This is a genomic window from Pseudomonas sp. FSL R10-2189 (genome assembly GCF_009600325.1).
Taxonomy (GTDB): Bacteria; Pseudomonadota; Gammaproteobacteria; order Pseudomonadales; family Pseudomonadaceae; genus Aquipseudomonas; species Aquipseudomonas helleri.
In genome coordinates this window covers 1-18,676 of sequence record NZ_WIVZ01000004.1, presented here as the reverse complement: position 1 = coordinate 18,676, position 18,676 = coordinate 1, and the positions used below count along the sequence as shown (strand labels likewise).

Here is an 18,676-nt window from a genome sequence, read left to right as displayed (position 1 = left end):
GGGGCTATTATCCCTGATATAGTTAAATTCCAACTTTAGTGCCAAATTCAAATTAATCTGCCTCAATGAGTCCTTGGCTTTTCCTTCTGTAATACGTTCTTCTACTAATATTGAGCTTTTCCCAAGGCTTATCTCTGGATTCATTTTTATGCTCCGGCGCTACATCATTGGCCTTTCTATAATAGAAAGTCGAGGATGGAATACCTTCCGTCTCCCAAGGTTTCTCCCCTGTGTAAATCACGTTCCCTTTGCTTTTGGCTCTTGATTGCTTAGCTCGCTCGCTTTTCAGTTCGTTGAGCCTTTCAATCGAGAAGTGCTGGGTGATAAAGCGATATACGCTGTCGGCAATGGTTCTAACCTCGTTCATGCCTAACGGGCACTCAAATGTGTTGAGCATCATCGCTTGGTCAAGGATCTCGGCATGCAGCGCGACCTGGTGGAACCTATGCCAGTTTGAATAGGCCCATAAACGTAGCGTTTCGAATAAGGTGCAGTTTCTTCCCGATGCGAATCCGTCCTCTACGTTCTTCTTTTTCTTTGCCTCCCTCTGCTGCCTAACAAGGTCTTTATCTACAAATTCATTAAGATAATCTAAGTCATATGGTTCATCTTGAAATGAAAAAACCTTAAAGGCAGATGTATTGAACGGGTTTTTCGTTAAGAGCCCATTGTAGTTCATGTCTGCACCGATTCTCACAGCAAGCCCATGCTCAACATCCGAACAATATTTAATAGGCTTTAAAAGCCCTCTAACGTCTGTTTTAACAGAAGTGTTGAGAATGTAAGTCAGGTGAGAACGACCGTTGTCTAAGTTTCTGACTATCAAGTGAGGGGCTGGCAATCCTTTATCCGACCAGTCCAATACGCTCATGTCGCTATCCAAATCAAATATCATAAAATATTTGTGAGTGAGCGAGTTAGGTTGAAGGTAGATGGATTTTATAGCTGAACTTACTGGGCCAACTTGTTTTCCAAATGAATAGTTGTTTGTATGGTAGGGTTTCTTAGGAAGTTTCGACCTGTATACTTCAAGCGTATTTTTGAGCGTTAATTGACTGCAGTGCATTTTCTCCTCTATTATTTTTATTATCAGGAGAAAATTTCGAGACTGGCTCTTGCTACATCAACTTTAAATGGTATATTGAATATACAAAGTGTTGAGCGTAGAAATTATTAAGGTTGGTCGCCCCGGAATTTCTACTCCTTTATAAGCAAGATAACATTTACCCCTTAAAGTGCAAATTTTAAGGGGTTTGTTTTTAATCGACTTGATCATTTATTCACGGTTTTCTAAAAAAGCGAAAAATCATAGTCTCCGACGGTTTGCCCATCCCCATTTAGCAATGGGGGTTTGTTAACTGATTCAGCTATCTCCATTGTGCGTCTAAAAAGTCTTCGACGGACGCACAAATTAAATTGGCTTTATGATCCTTTTCCTTACCTCCTTCGCCGCTGGCATGCCAAGAAGCTCATTGTCATATAGTTCTAATTCTGCCAGTTGAGTATCTACCTGCGCCTCTGCCTTCTTGGTAAAACGACTATCCTCGGACTTGTCATTCTCACGAACCCTCTCATATGCTTTTCTCGCTCTCTCCAAATATTTATCTTGAATATCCTTGCGTCGTGCGGCGAAAGTTTCTTCGAGCCAATTGGTTATTCCGTCAATCAGCTCTGACATATTGCTTCTGAATAATTTCAATTCAGCTTTTATTTTGGAGTGATCTGCTTCTGCTTTGGCTTGGTCAGCACGCATTTTTGAAATAGCCCCTTCATAATTTTCAGCTTTTCTTCGATACGCCTCTGCAAGCTCTCTTTCTTCTACTGTGGCTTGTTCTGCCAGCCTATGACGCTCTATAGCGTTCTCTGCTGCTGCTTCGGCCTTGATACGGTTTTGCTGTGCAAGCTGGGCCTTCTGCTCAGCTTTTGCCTTTCGCTCCTGGGCGAGCGTGTAAAGGTTGAAGGCACGTTCGGATTTTGGCTTTTTAGCTTCTGCGTTGATATATCGAAGCGTCTTCATGTGTCCCTCTGTTTTTTCGTGTTTCTTGGCTCGATATGGTGTTTCCTTCAATAGCGTGTTATTGGTGTAGGCGTAAAACATATCTTGCAGATACCCAAACAGTAACTGTGACTCCAGAAAGTCGGGTTTTTCGCCAATAGGATTTGTTCCTGGACGATACTTTTTCAAATAAGCATTAACCCTCTTTATCTGTGTGTCTCGCAAATCATAGCGCCCAGTCTTACTGTTTTTAGTGGATATAAAAATATGCGGATGGTCGCTATGCTCCGTCAGGTCGGCATCTTCATCACCATGCAATACAACAAAATGAATAGGGTATTCTGGGAAAATGTTATTGTAAAAACTCCTTATTAGGTCGATGCGTTTTTCTGGCAGTATACCTTCAACCTCATTCTTGGATGGGAATTTGAAAAAGGCTTCCTGTATCACCGCCTGATTTTTTTTGATCAGCGGTTTGGCCCCACGTTCTATCTCGTTATGGCATTCGAGAAACTGCCTTGCTGTGTCGAGTTTCTGGCCTTTGCGCTTAATGTCGAACTGGTTAAGGTCGGATAGAAGTTGTTCAGTATCAGCAATGCCTGACACGTTCAGGATGTTCTGAAAGGCGAGAATGCTTCCATCATCAGTTTCTTTTTTACTGGCATTTTTCACGGTATTTTTTAACTTGGCACGCAACGCAATAAGTTCTGACCTGTTATCTTCTGCGATGCTCGGGGATTCCGCCTCGGTCGTTATCTTGACAAGAAGTGCTTCTCTCTGTTCTTTTGGATAATCGTTGAGTTTTATCGTGCCCGTTTCTGGAAGCCAAATTAGGTTAAGGTGGGATTGTTCATCGAACCATTCCAGCTTCTTGGGCTGGCTTGCGGGAATGCGCAGAGAGTGGCGCAGGCTCTTGAACAATTGACGGCGACCGCCATGTCCATTTGTTGATTTTTTCTTGATCTCGTTTGTATAGTTCAAAGTCTTGAAAATCATCGAAGTTATTTTTTTATCATTCATTTTGTCCTCATGTTGAATATTTTATTGGTGCCGCTTTGCTTTTGCTTCTGCCATTCCGGCGAGGAACCCGTGCTTATTACCGGAAGCGAAGCGTCTTAACGAAGTTAAGTCTGGTAATAAGCCCAACGGGTTAAAAGAAGCCCTACTTAAATAGTAGCATTTGGATCAATGCTTTTGATTTTAGCCGAATTTGTCCGGCTGAACCTGACTTGTCAGGTTTTGCTTTGGGCTGGATTTGTCCAGCCTGCTTGAATGCTCTTGGGCAAAGCCCTAAAAGGTGCCCAAGCTTGCTTGGGTGCGTTTTTAGGGCTGGATAGCGGTGTCAGAGGTTAACAGTTTTATCAGCAAAATAACCATCTGGGGTCACTTGAATGCGATCAATGTGAATATCACCAAGGTAAAGATCAATGATATAGTGTTTCTTCTTTATTGGCGTGACATTGAGCCTTACGCCCTGACCTTGCAAGAAGTTGTTAACCCTCATTCGACCGTGCTCCGTTAGGAGTAGTTTGTAAATTTCCATCACGTTAATGGTGGATTTACTTGCAAGGTGCAGGGTGCTAATTCTGTGGCTGATTTCCTGCTCCTTGGCTTTGAGCTGGTCGAGTTCTTGGCTCACTTCTTCGATTCTGGTTAGGACGTATTTTTGCGCACTTTCTGACGCCTTTTCCAAAATTGAAAAATTGTTAGCCAATGCTTTTTCTTTTTGGATCAACAATCCTGAAATTTCACCATGGGCTTTTTCCAGTGCTTGAATATCTTCTGTTTTCGCAATAATTCTGTGGAAGGGGATTTTTGCCTGATAAGCCAGAAAAATTTCTTCCAGTCGTGCATAGCGGTATCTAACGCCTTTTCCGGGTTTGGCTGAGGTGCAGCGTCCAGTTAGCGATGCAGAACAGACGAGATCAACATAACCACTTTTCTGAGCGTGGTAGCGAAAACCAGATCCACAAGCGCAATAAACCAATCCTCGGAGAATGTTTTTAAACTCTGCCGCTTTACGGCCAGCCAGTTTCGGATCTTGTCTTTCTTGGAGCTTTACACTGATTCTATGAAATTCGGCTTCTGTGATGACAGCAGGGTAATAGCCTTTAATTTCTTTCTTCAACTGCACCGGCTTGCCTGATTCGTCCCATTCCATAGCGATAAATGAACCATAGATTGCTGGTTGGCGTAAAAATTTACCAACGATGCTTTCTGTGTATTTTTTCGGATGGATCTCGTCGTTCAGCGTTTTTGCAATTGCTTGAAATCCCATGTCAAAGCAAAGTTCAACGGCTCGGCTGATGGCCTGAGCGTGTTCATTTAGGACAAATTTCCCATCTGTGAAGCTGATCCAGAAAGGGCAGCGTTTGGTTATGATCCCGCCATTTTCGCCTTTCAATAAATTTCTTGCTTTCGCGTCCGATACTCGTTCTGATTTTGAACGGCTCTCATCATTAGCCCGTTCCAGAATGTTCTGGATTAGGCTGATGTCAGCGCTGCTGTCTGTTTTACGGCGAGAGTAGAGACGATTATCAAAAAGCGTATAAATGGCGCAGTCCGCTTGGATTATGGAGATTATGAGTTCAAGGGCATCGTATCCGCCCATACGGCTGATCCGGTCGAAGGATTCCACCAGCAATAGGGCATTGGGGAGAATCTCCTTTGCTTTGATTCGCTCAACAAATAGGGCCAATTGCCCGGATTTCAGGTTTTTGCCCTTGAAGGCAGAGACGCCGAGGTCTTCATAGCGCTCGACCTGTCGAGCCTGTGGGTAGTGCTCGAAAAAGCGGTTCAGTTGATCAATCTGCCTCATCTCACTGAATCCAAGCTTTTGGGCCTTGGATGAAAAGCGGATGTAGCTGTATACGTTGATCCTGTCGTTGCCCTGAAAGACCTCTGCAAAGGCTCTGGGCAGTGGGTGTGCGCTGGTCATGGATGCTCTCAACCCTTGTCGATGTGGGATGGTAGCATTTTCTACTAAATCAACCTGTCATTGCGGTGATCGGCATGCTCGAACTGGCCATGAAAAAGGCCGAGCAAGGGCTTGCCGACAACGACAGCCTGGAAGTTGCCTCGCAGGCCGCCCACGGCTTGCTGGAGTTGATTGGCGACATTCTGGATATCACCCAGATCGAATCGGGGCGCATGTCGCTCAATCAGCAGCGCACTCACCTGATGAAGCTGGTGGAGTCCACCGCCCGGGTGTTTGAAGCCCTGGCGGAAAAAAAGGGCTTGCTGATCAGCTTTGAACTCGACCCCAGGATCAACACAGAGGTGCTGATTGACCCTCTGCGCTTTCGTCAGGTGCTGTCGAACCTGCTGAGCAATGCGATCAAGTTCACTGACAGCGGCCATGTCGGCCTGAGCGTACGCGCCAAGGGCTCGCGGGACAGCGAACGGTTGAATGTATGCATTCAGATCGAAGACACCGGGATCGGTATTTCAGAGCAAGACCAACTGCGCCTGTTCAGCCCTTTCTCTCAGGCCAGCTCGAAAAACAAGCTGCCGGGCGGCTCGGGTCTGGGGCTGATGATCAGCCGCCAGTTGTGCGAAATGATGGGCGGTACACTGCAGTTGTGCAGCACGCTGGGCAAAGGCACGCGCATTACTCTGGAGTTCGACATGGTGACCTTGCTTGCGGTCTCGCCTGTGGTGGTGCCAAACGAACCACCCGCCCCCCCGCAACGCGCCTTGAAAGTACTGGTGGTCGATGATTACCCGCCCAATCGAAGGCTATTGACGCAACAACTCGGCTATTTGGGGCACATGGCGCAAGAAGCCAACGAAGGCGCACAAGCCTTGAAGGCCTGGAGAGCCCAGCGTTTTGACCTGATCATGACCGACTGCGCCATGCCGGTGATGGACGGCTATGAACTGGCCCGCACCATCCGCGCTGAAGAGGCCGCCAACGGCATGCCAGCGGTATTGATCGTCGGGTTTACCGCCAATGCCCAGACGGGCGAAGTAGAACGCTGCATGACAGCCGGAATGAATGATTGCCTGTTCAAACCCATCAGCTTGCAACACCTTGAAGCACGCTTGGCGTCAGCCGATCTGGAACCGCTCAACCTGCAAAACACGCCCGAACCTGCGCAGTCGGAGCGTGAGATTGATCTCGACGCGCTGGAGCGTTTGACCCAAGGGGATGCCGACGCTCTCAAGCACTTGATCGAACCGCTGATCAGCAGCATGGAAGAGGACATGGCGGCATTACTGCAAGCGTTCACCAAGCATGACTTGCCGGGCATGAGTGCGGTGGCGCACAAGGTCAAAAGCGGTGCCCGGATGATCAAGGCCCGGCATTTGTTGCAATGCTGTGAGGACCTTGAAAAAGCCTGCCTGCTCGCCAACTGGTCGCAGGTGGCTGAGCGGGTCGATGATCAGTACGAAGCCATGGCCCAGATACTGGAAATGATTGAGGTGTATCGGGTGTAAAGAGTCCAATCAAAGGCTCGATAAACAAGCTTGGCCCCGGTCTGAAGTAAACGAAGGCTTTGTATAACTCAGAGGATAGTGATACGGAGCACGACAGACGTGTTGAAGGCACCATATGCCGTCCCTGTATCACGCAGAGTGGAGGAAATCGTATGGTTACTGATACCTGACGGCAATTGCATCTGTGTTCCGAGCGCGCGCCCATCTATTTCCAGGGTGGATGTAATTCCCGGTAGAACCGGGATGGGCGCATTGCCCTGCACATTATTCACAATGACGTTTGCAGCGGTAGAACAGTTAGTAGAGAGGCTGGATGTCACGGTGTGTCCGTTTACAGAGCTTTTGTCAATTGTCTGGTGGTTGAGGGTGATCGACTGTACGTTGAATTCGCATTTTGCTGGCGCGGGCAATATTGCACCGCAGGTGGCAGGCAAAGGGATCTGCCCTGGCGACAAATCGCCATTACTTTTACTGGCTCGCAAGCAGGTTGATAGGAGCTGTCCCGTGGTGCTAGACCAATATGACGAAAAGGTTCCCGACCTACCGAACGTATTCGTCCACTGACTTACAGCCTCATCCCATAGAGTGCCTGAGGGTACAGAGATAACCTGCGAACCTATGTAAGCCCAGTAGTATCCGGGATGGTTAGTGGTATTGCGCCACCGGTACGACAGGCCGACCCTGCACGTTGTCGCACCGCACGATACATAGCCTGGCGTGGTCCCGCTAGTAGTTCCCCAACGCTGTACGTAGACACCTGGGTTGCCGATCGACTCAAGATACCCGTTCGCATAAATAATATCGGCTGTCGATATATTTGGGGCTGCGATGACGGCCAGAAAACAGGCAGTTGTTCGGGTTGCTCCAAAAACTTTAAACATAGGCAGTCCATTTAAGCGACTGCAGTGGTAAAAAAATCTGTTGACCGCGCACTTTGATGCGTTGGCAAGTGAATTGATGAGCCATAAATACAAGGCCGCCCTGTAGTTCATGTGTAATTTCCTTTGTGAAGCTTCAATGGGTATCAAGCTGTAGCGCATAGCCTTTCAACCGAGGCGCCACCGTACTTACAAAATGTTTTGAATGAGCACCACCGCTCTGGAGAAAGACCGGCTAGTGCTGCATGAGGTTGGGAATATCACGGATACTCCAGCGTGAAAGTCGAGTTCGCCACGAAGCGGCCTTTTCGGATGGATTCGTTGGCAATGGCGGTAGGCTCGCCCCGGACGTAGGCATAGAACACCATGGCATTGTCGCCATTGTTCAAGAGCTGTTCGGGGCTGACCACGTTGAGGGGTAAGGGCTGACCGGTGGCCGCTTCAAGACCGATGGCGATGCCCCGCGCCGCACTGCCGGTGGCCAGCGCCAGCAAGCCCGGTAACTCGGCATTTTCAGCACCGCTAAACGTGGCGGTCACCGAGTCGGCGATCTGGGTGTCGCAGTCTTGCAGGTGAATATAAAAAAGCTCACTGGGGGTGCGGGTGTTCAGGTAAAGGCTGGAGGTGGAGATGTCACTGAACTCCACCGCGATGAGTTCATCGCCAGGACGAATGGTACATGCCTGGGCGACCAGCACGCCCTTGAAGCTCAGGTTGTCTGCCGCCTGCACTTGGCTGGCCAGCAGGTACGCCGTGGCCACCGAGATCGCGAGGGTTGCTATGACTGATCGCATGGTGCGGCTCCTCATTGGTAGTTCGCCAATAGCGGTGAAGCCACCGGGGGCCAGCGTAGAGCCCGGTCGTTTGACCGGCACGGCCTCAAGCACAGGCGGTGAGTTGGGGGTAACCACCAGTGGTGTGTTGAGTTCCATGGGCTTGCCGTTTTGCAGCAGCTTGATGCCGAGGTCGACCACACTCGATTGCACGGCTGAGGACTCAAAAGAGGTCGCCGAGCCCCGCACGGTGAGGATCATTTCCCAGGGCAAGGTGTCGGTTGAACAGGTGATGGTGTAATTCACCGGCTGGCGGTAATGCTCGCCATCCACTTTGCTGATACCCACTTCTTTAAAGTCCACTTCAATGGTGCTGCCGCCATTGATGGTGCACGGCGGCGGCTCGATCAGCGTTCCATTGAACGCCACGTTAGCCGTGGCAGTGCTGCACAGGCCCAAAGAGAGCACGGTCAGCAGTACGGGCGATGGCGAGAATTTCATCAGGCGTTCTTTTCTCATTGCACCACCACCACCAAGGTTGCCGCAGCGGTAAACCCGCCGCCGGTCAGGGTGCTACCGGGGCGTTTGACAGGTACCGCTTGCACGGCGGGCAAGGTCGGGTAAGTGAATTTCACGGCCGTGTTGAGCGGCCAGTCGGCGCCGTCGACGAACAGCTTGACCCCCAGGTCCGCCTTGCTGGTGGCCAGCGATTTAGCGTCGAACGCCGCCCCTGTCCCTTTGAGTTCCAGGGTCATGGCATTGGAGGTCGGGTTGCTGCACGACACTTTGTAGTCCACCCCGCGCTGATAATTAATGCCGTCGATGCGGGTGGTTTGCAACGCATCGCCAAACGGCACGGTGAGCGTTGAGCCGTCGTTGATGACGCACGGTGGCGGCGCTTGCACCACGCCGCTGATGGTCACGTTGACATCTGCCAGGGCGCCCTGACTGAGCGCCCATAACAGGCAGCCGCCGATCAGGACGATGGGTAAGCCGGGGCTGGGCATGGTTGCTTCCTCAGTCATAGTTGAGCCTGAAATCCACGACAGCCCGGAAGGCGCCATTGGTCAGGGGGGCTGGTGTGCGGGTGGCCTGGACGTACCAAGTCACGGTGTCGCGACCGTGCACCAAAAATAAGGGCTGGCCCCATGACCCCAGGCGCACATCACGACCCAGGGTGTCGGTAAGGCGCAAGCCCATCCCGGTAACGCCCTGCACTTTCACCAGACGCGGGTCATCAGGGTCGGCCGGGGCCACAAAAGCCACCGAGACAATCGGCTCATATGGGCTCCAGACCAGGCGCCCGGTGCGCTCGTTTGGCAGCCCGCCAGCAATGCGCCGACAGTCCAGAAACCGCAACTGAAAGGCCACGGGCTCGGCCATGTCGCCGGGCTTGAGCAAGTCGGCCCGCGAGACGTTGTTGAGTTCAACGGTCTGGTAGGCCGAGGACATTTCCAGCATGCAGGGCGCATGGTTGAGTGAGCCGCTGATATCCAGCAAGCCGTCGGTATCGATGATGGGCTCGGGCTCGTCTTCGGCGCGGCACAGGTTGGCTGACAACGCCAGTATCAGACCGGTCAGCGCCAGCCCACGGGCCAGGGGCATGACGCTATTCATGGCGCGAAGAAGCCTTGGGGTCGACGCTGCATTCATTGCCCGCGCAGGTGAAGGCCAAGGTCGGGCGGCCGCCGTAGTCATTGATGTAGGTCAGGTACGGCGTGCTGCCCAACGCTGTTGCCGTCGGCCCCAATGTCAGGGCGCCTTTGGGCGGGACCATCAGCGGCTCGAAGCCGTCTGCGGTTTTGCCGTCTTTGCTGTTACGTGCATCCACCAGGGTCACGTAGTACGGAGTCGGGTTATTGACCTGGTAATGATCGCCCTGACGGGTCAGGGTCAGTTTCTCCTGCCAAGGATTGGACTGTTGCTGCTGGGTCGGGATGATCGACGCTGGCCGGTAGAACAATTTGATGCGCGTTTGCAACGCAATTTGCAGGGTGTTGGTCTTGTCGCTGCGCGGCGGTATTTCTCGCAAGTTGAAGTAATAGACACTTTCGCGGTCTTGAGGCAATGACTTGGCCGCTGGCAGGGCCTGAACCTTGACCTGGCTGTTCTTGCCCGGCTCCAGGCGTTGTACGGGGGGCAATACGGTCAGCGGCGTGCTGATTTTTTTGCCGGATTCGTCTTCGATCCAGCCTTGGGCCAGGTAGGGCAGCTCGGTGTTGTTATTGGTGATGTTCATGCTGACGGCGTCTTTGCTGCCGTCAAAAATCACCCGGGTACGGTCCAGGCCGATGGCGGCCTTGCTGTTGTTGATCAGGCACATCGCCAACAGGGCCAGTGCGAAAGGGGCAAAACGGGGGTTGAGGTTCATGAGGCTTTTTTCTCCAAAACATCAGGCAGGACTGCCGAGGCGGGTGTGCTGTCAGCCTTGATGGGCTGGCACAGCAGGTTCAGGGTCGAGGCCAGCCCGTCGGCCGGGAGCACCTCGGGCAAACTCAGGCTGCAGCGCTCGGTGCTGCCCCAACTGACGGTCATTTGTGAGCCAGGCTGAATGCCGCTCAGGTACACGTTGCCTTCGTCGTTGACGATGCCGGTGTCCTGTTGCTTGTCATTTTTGACGCTGGCACCGAACGGCGGGACGCTGCCATCAGGCAGGCGCAGGACCGCCATAGCTTTCTCACCAGAGATCACCGCCAGGGTGCGATAACCGATGGCACCTTCGGTCAGGGTCAGTTCGGTGACCGACTGGGTGGCCTCGATGTTGCTCGGCAGGCTTTCCAGGTCCACGCTGGCTGAGGTGCGGTAGAAGCTGCTGATGTCCGAGATCACCGCTTTGCCGAAGCCATTGCTGCGGGTCGGCGCGCCGTAGCCGCGTATCGGCACATCCGCCACGCCGCTGGTGTCGACCATCAGGCGAGTGCCACCCATGCTGGAGCTTCGATGCAATGCAGCGCCGTCTTTGGTCAGCGTGCCGCCACCTCGGGCAGACACGCTGAGGCTTGAACGGCTGTCTTTTTCGATGCCTGCGCTGAGGTCAACATCGGCTCGATCACCGGCGTGGCTCAGGAAGCCGCTGACTGAGGTATCGCTTGCCGCCAGCTGGTAGTTGTTGCGTTCATTGATGCGGTCGCTGTAACGCGTCGAAACGCTGTTGGTATTTTGAGCTCTGTTGAAGCTGCTGGATAATGAGCCCGAGCGGCCCAGGGGCACGCTGAAGGTGAGGAACATGCCGTTGGTGGCTGGATCTCGACCTTGCTGGGACTGGAACAGGTTAAGGGACATGCTCAAGTTTTTGACCGGTCCCACATCGAAGTAGCGCGACAAGGACAGGTTCCAGCGTTCGCTGTCGGGCCGGTCCCAGTAGGATTGATTACTGTAATCCAGGTAGATCGACACACCCGCATCGCGAAACTGTTTGTTGAAGGTGGCCGTGTACAGCGATTTGCTCCCCCCTGCGTCTCCCCCGTAATAGCGAACATCGAGGTATTCGCTCATGCTCAGGTAGTTCTTTTCTGAAAATCGATAACCGGCGAACGAGACTTGGCTGTCGTACTCTTCAAAACGTTTGGAGTAACTCAAGCGGTACGAGGCCCCCGAGTAGGTGCCATCGCGCAACGTGGTGCTGGCTCGGGTGGCGTCCAGTGATACCGCACCGAAGGCCATCAGGTCGCGGCCAACACCCACTGAAAAAGCGCGGTAGTTGTTGTCGGTGATGGCCCCGCCAAACAGTGACCAGCCGTTGCTGACCCCCCAGGAAAACTCGCCAGTACTGAATACGTTGCCGTCATCGCCCTCTTGCAGGTTGGACGGCCTGCCCGCCGCCACTTTGAAACGCACGCTGCCGGGCCGTGTGAGGTAAGGAATGCTGGCAGATTCGACCTTAAAGGTCTGTACCGAGCCATCTTGTTCCTCCACCCGTACATCCATCGAGCCGCTGACGGCATCGTTGAGGTCCTGGATGCGAAATGGCCCGGCGGCCACCAGCGCTTCGTAGAGCACACGCCCTTGTTGGCTGATGACAACTTTGGCGTTCGTGCGGGCGACCCCCACGACTTCCGGGGCGTAGCCGCGCAAGTTGGGCGGCAATTGGTTGTCATCAGAATTGAGTGAGACGCCGGTAAACCGGAAGCTGTCGAACAGGTCGGAATACAAGTAGTTTTCGCCCACCGACAAGCGCGCCTGCAAGGATGGCAAGGCGCGGTAGGCGTAGAAGCGGTTCCATTCCATGCGCTGGGTGCGGCTGGCGTCTTCGGCATCAACGCGCCCTTGCCAGTCGGCACGCACTCGCCATGCCCCGACGTTGGCGCCAAGGGTGCCATTGCCGCTGAGGTTATTTTTAACGCCGTCGTTTCGGTCACGAATGGATTGGGCGGTGAGGTTGTAATCAAACAACAGGCCCGGCACGCCTTCATCCCATCGCGAAGGCGGGTCCCAGTTTTGCGCGGTGTATTGCAGGTAGGCCTGCGGCAACGAGATGCGCAGGGTCGAGGTGCTTAGATCGCCCGTGACTTCCATGCCGGGCAGACTGCGAATGTTCAGGCACTCATTGTTTTTCCACCAGGTGAGTTCAGCGTCCTTGCCTTCTTTGAGCCCCAGTAGCGCAACCAGCTCGGGCGTCAGGCAGGCTTCGCTGCCTTTGGGGTCATCCTCGGGAGGGATGAACGCGATGCGCTGCTCGCCCAGGCTTTGGGCATTGATCTGCACGTTCATCGGGTAAACACCGGGCAGGATGAAACCGCTGCGCGAGAATTGCGACAGATCGATATTGGAACGGTCGTTAAGGTCCAGAATGTCAGTGTTGAACTGAATGTCGCCGGCCGCGATTGCGCTGCCAGCCACGATCATCAGCCCGCTCATGACACACGGTGGCCATGCGGCTTTTATCGTTGAGGTTTTGAGCATGGAAAACAGGCCAACCATGTCAGTAATACTCCAGCCTGAAGCGCACCGCAGCGCGATGGCTGCCGACCGAAAGAGGCTGGTCATTACCGACCAATTTGAGGGTGTAATGCAGTACTTGATCGCGGGCGCTCGAGAGCGGAATCATGGCCATGGGCACGCCCGGAAGGCTTTCGCGGCCTTGGGCATCGATGATGTGGAAGGCCACACCCTGTGAAGACCCATTGGCGGCGAAGGAACGGCCCTGGCGGTCTGGCACGCCGTCAAATGTCACACGTACGTGTTGCCAGTCGGGCAACGTCTCACCAGGACGATCCGGGTTAGTACGGGTGAGTGAGCAATTAGTTAAACGCAGGGTAAACGAATGCGGGTCGCCCTCACCCAGCCGAATAAGTCGACCAACGGGCATGGGGTCCATTTCAATCACTTGATAAGCGCTGCTGGTGTCCATGGCGCAGGCCGAATCAAGAATCTCGCCGCCGAGTGTGACAACGCCATTTTGTTGTCCAGCCGCGACGACGTTATTAAAAGGCACCACTAACAGTGCGAACGAAGAAGTAATAGTTAACTGCGTTATTACATTCACGAGCAGGTTCTCATTTTCAAGTTACCCTGCCACCTCGCGGTGGCAGGGCAATGACTTACTGATAAGCCAATGAGAAGTTGGTGATGGCGGTGAATTCACCTGGTACGACAGTATCGGCGGCAGTAGCGCCTTTAAGGAATGCGCCAAACAGCAAAGTATTATTGCCATCCCCAATTGCCTGAAATGCTGTTGGAGTGCCCAGCACAATGTCTGCACCCGTCGAATCGCGCATGACGATGCCTGCGCCAGAAGCCGTACCTACGATCCCCAATGCCCCTGGAACGTCTTTCGATACGCCACCGGTAAAGGTGGTGCTGACGCTTTTAAGGGTCGTGGTATCGCAACCCACCAGCTTGATTTCGAACGGCTCAGGCTGACTCGAACCACCCGCTTCTAATTGCGACTTGGCAACTTGGCCAAGCCCTACAGTCTGGTCAACACTTTCAGGCGCGATAGAGCAGGCCGCTTCAATAATTGCACCTTCGAAAGTGACTGTTCCTTGACCGGCACCTGCTGCTTGAACCATCGAAGCAGAACCCGCCAACATGAACAGGGAGACCAAAGCAGTTTTAGTTACACACTTCATTTTTTTAATTTCCTTTAGATAATTAAGTTTCGGAGCCACCCTTTAAATTAAACTTGTTTTCAGGCACGGCATTGCACACCTTTAAATCAAGAAGTTCATCCGTGAGTTATTTAAACAATGAAGCCCCAAGGTTTTGCCGCGTTAATGTTGGCCACACCCCTATTATTTAACCCCTTAACAGTGGACGTGACCCGAACGACGAAACTGGGAAGAAGTTAACTTGCTCCAAGCAAATCCAACGTAGGAATTCTCTGAACTTTTTGAAATAGCCGGCGTGGCGCTGAGCGCGGTTGTGGCTGGAGGAGAATACGGAGACGAAAAAAAACCGCGATCAGTGATCGCGGTTTTTAATGGCCGTGTTGCGGGTTATTTAGCCAACGGGATTTTCGGTGCCCATTGCAGCCATTCCTCTTCGAACGTGTCGAAGAGCGGGAAGGTTTGTTGTGGGCGAGCCGGGTTGCCCATTTTGTCCCCATCCGGCGTGGCGAAGGCAATACCGCCTTGAACCAGGGTTTCAAGGGACTCGGTACGAATCGTCGCGCCTTTGAACAAACCAAAGTCGACACCGAAGCCGCTGGTGTTCCAAAAACGGCTGCCGCTGCGTACCAGTGGCGCATAACGCGGCTCGATCAGGATATGCACCAAGACTCGATCAGCGGTGTTGCCCAACTCGTACCCGGTGACCTTGCCGACGGTGACTTCACGGTAGGTGACGGGGACGCCCTCTTTGAGCGAGCCTCGACGTGCAGCACTCAATACCAGGCGCAGCCCTGCTTCAGGGACTACGGCGTCGGGCGCTTGCTCCAGAGCAACGAAGTCACTTTGTGGACCGCGGCCTTTGGGTGCCGGTTGTACTTCGAGGTATTGGCCCGTCACCAAGGTTTGCAGGTTGGCGGTTTTCATCAGGCCCAGTTCGGGTTTGACAACCCAAAATTGGGTACCTGCCCGCGCAATGCGCTCTGGCACTTCGGTGATGCGCGCTTGCAGCAGGACAGATTGCAGGTCGTCACTGAGGTCGACGCTTTCGATCTTGCCGACTGTCAAACCTTTGAAGCGGATGGGTGACCCGCTGCTCAAGCCGTCTGCACTTGCCACTTTGATGGTAATCGGCACGCCTTGTTCCATCGCCGCGTCACGATCGCTGAAGAGGCGGAAACGCGGGATACGTTTTTGCAAAGGCGCCGTGGCTTTCGGGGTTTCGAACGCGATGCCGCCTGCCATCAAGCTTTGCAGGGACTCACTTTTCACCTGGATGCCGCTGGTCAGGCCGCCGGTGAGAGTCACGCCGCTGGCGTTCCAGAAGCGGGTTGACGCGTTGACCAGGCCTTCGTATTCCTTCTCGATGTGCACGCCAATGATCAATTGCTTTTTAGTGCGGGAGAACTGGTAGCTCTGGACCGAACCGACTTTGACCTGTTTGTAGAGCACCGGGCTGCCGACATCCAGTGAGCCCAGGTTGTCGGTGAAGAGCACCATGTGCAGGCCGGGTGAGCGCAGGTCCAGAGGTGGCGCTTTGGGGCGGGCCACAAACTCGCGCTCGGGCTTGCTGCCTTTGTCACCCGGACGAATGGCGATGTAGTTGCCTTTCACCAGCGCTTCGAGCCCGGTAATACCGGCCAGTGAGATGGACGGTTTGACCACCCAGAATTGGGTGCCTTCTACCAGATAGTCTTCGGCCAAGGGATCTAGGGCCAATTCGGCGCTGGCGCTGCTCAGATCTGGGTCGACTTTCAAGGCTTTGAGGCTACCCACCTGAATGCCTTTGTACATGACAGGCGTGCGCCCTGCTTGCAGGCCTTCGAAGTCGCTGAGTTTGACTTTGACCTTGATGCCCGCCTGGGCTGCATCGAAGTCTTCATATAAGCGGAACGGCAGGTTGGGATCCGTTGGCGGGCTATCTTTGCGATTCTCGGGGGTGGCGAAAGCGATACCGCCTGCGACGATGCTGGCCAGCGATTCGCTGCGAACTTTCACACCTGACAGGTTAGCGTCGATGCTGATGCCGCTGGCGTTCCAGAAGCGCGTGTGTTTGCGCACCAGATTCGCGTAGGTCGGCTCAATAAAGACTTTGATCTCGACGGTGTTGTGGTCTTCGGACAATACGTAGCTTTTAACCTGGCCAACCTGGATCTGTTTGTAGAACACCGGGCTGCCGCGATTCAGCGACCCCAGTCGTTCGGCCTTGAGTGTCAGGTGCAAGCCTGGCTTGGCGTCAGACAACGGCGGTTCTTGCGACAGCGCTTTGAACTTGCGTGTGGACTCGCCATCACCCGGGCTGACCGCAATGTAGTTGCCGGAGACCAGGGTTTCGAGGCCGGTAATACCCGCCAAAGAAACGCTGGGTTTGACCAGCCAGAAGCGGGTGTTGGTTTTGAGGTATTGCTCAACGTCCTTGTCCATCTCGATGGTGGCGATGACCCCTTTGCTCGGGCCACTCTCATCCAGTGCCAAGGTTTTGACCTTGCCTACGGGCATGCCTTTGTAGACCACTTCGGTCTTGTTGGCGACGATGCCTTCACCACTTTCAAAGCGCAACTGAATATCGATGCCCGTCTCGCTGTAGGCTTTCCAGCCCAGCCAGCCACCGATGATCAAGGCAATGAGCGGGAGAATCCAGATGGCCGACCAATTGGATGCCGGACGGGTTTTAGCGGTAGGTAAATCACTCATGGTCGTCATCCGACTCCGTGTTATCCCAAATAAGTCGGGGATCAAAAGTTACAGCTGCAAGCATGGTGAGGATCACGACGCTGGCGAAGGCGACAGCGCCGAGATTAGCTTCAATGCTGGCAATACGCCCAAAGTTCACCACCGCCACCAGAATGGCAATGACAAAAATATCGAGCATCGACCAGCGGCCTATGAACTCGATAAATCGGTACATGATGATACGTTGCCGGGCAGACAAAGGCTGATGGCGTTGTACCGAAAACAGCAGCAAGGCAATGCCGACCAGCTTGAAGGTGGGCACCAAGATACTTGCCACGAACACGACCGCGGCTATGGGTATCATCCCGTGCTGCACCAGTTCGATTACCCCGGACATGATCGTACTGGGGCTGCCTTGGCCCAGCGTATTGATGGTCATGATCGGCAACAAATTCGCCGGGATGTACAGAATGGCAGAGGTCAGTAACAGGGCCCAGGTACGCAGCAAGCTGTTCGGGCGACGAGCGTGCACTAAAGCACCACATCGGGTGCAAGTTTGCTCATCGACGTCTTTATCTTGCCGATTTAATTCGTGGCATTCGGTGCAAATCAGGATGCCGGCATCAATCGCACGCATGCGTATCCTCCCCTGAAAGCGCCTGCCAGATTTGGTGAGGTGACATGACGACCTCCAGCCAGACCTGAACCAGCAGCAGACTGACGAAGCAGGTAAGGCCTAGCCCCAGACTCAGCTCGGCCAGGTCGACCAATTTCACAATGGCCACCAGCACGCCCATCAGGTACACCTCAAGCATGCCCCAGTCTTTCAAGTGGTGATAAATCCTGTAGATGAGCAAGCCGTAAGAGCGGCCAATGTTCCAGCGGATGCTTAGTAGCACTGCCAGCTGGCACAGCAATTTGAGTAACGGAATCCCCATGCTGCACAAGAACACCACGACGGCGATGCCTTGCATGCCTGTGTCAAAGAGGCCGACAACGCCACTCCAAACGGTATCTTGAGAAGCCTGGCCCAACAGGTTGAGTTCCATGATGGGCAAAAAGTTCGCGGGGACATACAGCAGCAAGGCGGCAATGACGAGAGCGAGGCTACGCTCGACCACATTGTGACGATGGGCATAAAGCTCATAACCGCAACGCGGGCATTGGGCTTTCTCACCAAGCGCGAGATGCGGTTTACGCATCAGAAGATCGCACTCATGGCAGGCCACTAACTCGTCCAGCGGTAAATCTGACACCCTGCTGGCGTCAGCTGGATCTGGCATATAAGGCGTCTCTGTCTTAGAAATGACTGCGCCTATTCTAATGTGCGAAGTCCTAAAGAAGTTTGCCTATTTGTAGGACTTTAGATGCAAGGGGGGATGAAATGAGCTGCAAGCTGCAAGAGCGTGGGGGGCTTGGGCGGGGGTGTCCAGTTTTAGTTGGGGTTTCGCTGGGTTTATCGATTGTTTGTTGCGGGGCAATGTTCTGTGTTTTTCGAGCACAAAAACAAAATCCCTGTCTGCGTGAGCAGACAGGGATTTTGGAATTTAATCTTGACGATGACCTACTCTCACATGGGGAAACCCCACACTACCATCGGCGATGCATCGTTTCACTACTGAGTTCGGGATGGGATCAGGTGGTTCCAATGCTCTATGGTCGTCAAGAAATTCGGTAGCCAGGTCGTTACGTGCGTAACGCTCCAGCGAATGGGTATGTAATAGAGTCGGTGTTTTGTGATTGCAAACTTTCGGTTTGTATCGTCTTCACACACCGCAATCTGGTCTCTTCGACTCAAATTGCTTGGGTGTTATATGGTCAAGCCTCACGGGCAATTAGTATTGGTTAGCTCAACGCCTCACAGCGCTT

General features: G+C 53.3%; 15 protein-coding genes and 1 rRNA gene. 2 read left to right on the top strand and 14 right to left on the bottom strand.

Annotated elements, in window-relative coordinates:
* Positions 1-52: 52 nt before the first annotated feature.
* From GHO32_RS04465 to GHO32_RS04455, 3 genes are all read right to left on the bottom strand, one after another.
* The gene (locus GHO32_RS04465) at positions 53-1,066 is read right to left on the bottom strand and encodes a replication initiation protein (RefSeq protein ID WP_153442780.1); all 1,014 of its coding nucleotides are present in this window, start codon (positions 1,064-1,066) and stop codon (positions 53-55) included.
* Positions 1,067-1,411: 345 nt separating this feature from the next.
* Positions 1,412-3,016 carry a hypothetical protein gene (locus GHO32_RS04460; protein ID WP_153442778.1) on the bottom strand — a complete coding sequence of 535 codons (1,605 nt, stop codon included), beginning with the start codon at positions 3,014-3,016 and terminating at the stop codon, positions 1,412-1,414.
* 322 nt (positions 3,017-3,338) lie between these two features.
* Positions 3,339-4,934 carry a recombinase family protein gene (locus GHO32_RS04455; RefSeq protein WP_057384460.1) on the bottom strand — a complete coding sequence of 532 codons (1,596 nt, stop codon included), beginning with the start codon at positions 4,932-4,934 and terminating at the stop codon, positions 3,339-3,341.
* A 74-nt stretch (positions 4,935-5,008) separates the two neighbouring features.
* Here GHO32_RS04455 and GHO32_RS04450 point away from each other — a divergent pair, with 74 nt between their 5' ends.
* Positions 5,009-6,436, top strand: coding sequence for an ATP-binding protein (locus GHO32_RS04450; RefSeq protein ID WP_153338208.1), 1,428 nt, complete (start codon positions 5,009-5,011; stop codon positions 6,434-6,436).
* A gap of 243 nt (positions 6,437-6,679) precedes the next feature.
* A complete protein-coding gene (locus GHO32_RS04445; protein WP_153336506.1) occupies positions 6,680-7,000 on the top strand; it encodes a hypothetical protein in 321 nt (106 codons plus the stop codon).
* Between the two features lie 574 nt (positions 7,001-7,574).
* Here GHO32_RS04445 and GHO32_RS27035 read toward each other — a convergent pair.
* The 11 genes from GHO32_RS27035 to rrf all read right to left on the bottom strand — a co-directional run bounded on the left by GHO32_RS27035 (position 7,575) and on the right by rrf (position 18,474).
* Entirely contained in the window at positions 7,575-8,606 is a 1,032-nt protein-coding gene (locus GHO32_RS27035) for a fimbrial protein (protein WP_306106464.1), read from the bottom strand.
* The gene (locus tag GHO32_RS04430) at positions 8,603-9,112 is read right to left on the bottom strand and encodes a fimbrial protein (protein ID WP_153336507.1); all 510 of its coding nucleotides are present in this window, start codon (positions 9,110-9,112) and stop codon (positions 8,603-8,605) included. The genes GHO32_RS27035 and GHO32_RS04430 overlap by 4 nt, the downstream gene beginning before the upstream one ends.
* Positions 9,105-9,704 (bottom strand): fimbrial protein, encoded by a 600-nt coding sequence (locus GHO32_RS04425; RefSeq protein WP_256665518.1) that lies wholly within the window; start codon positions 9,702-9,704, stop codon positions 9,105-9,107. Before GHO32_RS04425 ends, GHO32_RS04430 begins: the two co-directional genes overlap by 8 nt.
* A complete protein-coding gene (locus GHO32_RS04420; RefSeq protein ID WP_153336508.1) occupies positions 9,697-10,458 on the bottom strand; it encodes a fimbria/pilus periplasmic chaperone in 762 nt (253 codons plus the stop codon). The genes GHO32_RS04425 and GHO32_RS04420 overlap by 8 nt, the downstream gene beginning before the upstream one ends.
* Positions 10,455-12,989: an outer membrane usher protein gene (locus GHO32_RS04415; protein WP_153336514.1), complete on the bottom strand. Its 2,535-nt coding sequence runs from the start codon at positions 12,987-12,989 to the stop codon at positions 10,455-10,457. Before GHO32_RS04415 ends, GHO32_RS04420 begins: the two co-directional genes overlap by 4 nt.
* 19 nt (positions 12,990-13,008) lie before the next feature.
* Complete coding sequence (locus tag GHO32_RS04410; protein WP_368668421.1) at positions 13,009-13,572, bottom strand: fimbrial protein; 564 nt, start codon at positions 13,570-13,572, stop codon at positions 13,009-13,011.
* 55 nt (positions 13,573-13,627) lie between these two features.
* Positions 13,628-14,158 (bottom strand): fimbrial protein, encoded by a 531-nt coding sequence (locus tag GHO32_RS04405; RefSeq protein WP_153336510.1) that lies wholly within the window; start codon positions 14,156-14,158, stop codon positions 13,628-13,630.
* Between the two features lie 366 nt (positions 14,159-14,524).
* Entirely contained in the window at positions 14,525-16,828 is a 2,304-nt protein-coding gene (locus GHO32_RS04400) for a PqiB family protein (protein WP_153442776.1), read from the bottom strand.
* The gene (locus GHO32_RS04395) at positions 16,821-17,444 is read right to left on the bottom strand and encodes a paraquat-inducible protein A (protein ID WP_048391768.1); all 624 of its coding nucleotides are present in this window, start codon (positions 17,442-17,444) and stop codon (positions 16,821-16,823) included. The genes GHO32_RS04400 and GHO32_RS04395 overlap by 8 nt, the downstream gene beginning before the upstream one ends.
* Complete coding sequence (locus GHO32_RS04390; protein WP_153330760.1) at positions 17,431-18,090, bottom strand: paraquat-inducible protein A; 660 nt, start codon at positions 18,088-18,090, stop codon at positions 17,431-17,433. Before GHO32_RS04390 ends, GHO32_RS04395 begins: the two co-directional genes overlap by 14 nt.
* Before the next feature lie 268 nt (positions 18,091-18,358).
* Positions 18,359-18,474, bottom strand: a 5S ribosomal RNA gene (gene rrf / locus GHO32_RS04385).
* Positions 18,475-18,676 lie beyond the last annotated feature (202 nt).

Excerpts from the sequence above, each read along its gene's own strand:
- GHO32_RS04465 (WP_153442780.1), bottom strand. The coding sequence starts at position 1,066 with ATGCACTGCAGTCAATTAACGCTCAAAAATACGCTTGAAGTATACAGG.
- GHO32_RS04460 (WP_153442778.1), bottom strand. The coding sequence starts at position 3,016 with ATGAATGATAAAAAAATAACTTCGATGATTTTCAAGACTTTGAACTAT.
- GHO32_RS04455 (WP_057384460.1), bottom strand. The coding sequence starts at position 4,934 with ATGACCAGCGCACACCCACTGCCCAGAGCCTTTGCAGAGGTCTTTCAG.
- GHO32_RS04450 (WP_153338208.1), top strand. The coding sequence starts at position 5,009 with ATGCTCGAACTGGCCATGAAAAAGGCCGAGCAAGGGCTTGCCGACAAC.
- GHO32_RS04445 (WP_153336506.1), top strand. The coding sequence starts at position 6,680 with ATGGGCGCATTGCCCTGCACATTATTCACAATGACGTTTGCAGCGGTA.
- GHO32_RS27035 (WP_306106464.1), bottom strand. The coding sequence starts at position 8,606 with ATGAGAAAAGAACGCCTGATGAAATTCTCGCCATCGCCCGTACTGCTG.
- GHO32_RS04430 (WP_153336507.1), bottom strand. The coding sequence starts at position 9,112 with ATGACTGAGGAAGCAACCATGCCCAGCCCCGGCTTACCCATCGTCCTG.
- GHO32_RS04425 (WP_256665518.1), bottom strand. The coding sequence starts at position 9,704 with ATGAATAGCGTCATGCCCCTGGCCCGTGGGCTGGCGCTGACCGGTCTG.
- GHO32_RS04420 (WP_153336508.1), bottom strand. The coding sequence starts at position 10,458 with ATGAACCTCAACCCCCGTTTTGCCCCTTTCGCACTGGCCCTGTTGGCG.
- GHO32_RS04415 (WP_153336514.1), bottom strand. The coding sequence starts at position 12,989 with ATGCTCAAAACCTCAACGATAAAAGCCGCATGGCCACCGTGTGTCATG.
- GHO32_RS04405 (WP_153336510.1), bottom strand. The coding sequence starts at position 14,158 with ATGAAGTGTGTAACTAAAACTGCTTTGGTCTCCCTGTTCATGTTGGCG.
- GHO32_RS04400 (WP_153442776.1), bottom strand. The coding sequence starts at position 16,828 with ATGAGTGATTTACCTACCGCTAAAACCCGTCCGGCATCCAATTGGTCG.
- GHO32_RS04395 (WP_048391768.1), bottom strand. The coding sequence starts at position 17,444 with ATGCGTGCGATTGATGCCGGCATCCTGATTTGCACCGAATGCCACGAA.
- GHO32_RS04390 (WP_153330760.1), bottom strand. The coding sequence starts at position 18,090 with ATGCCAGATCCAGCTGACGCCAGCAGGGTGTCAGATTTACCGCTGGAC.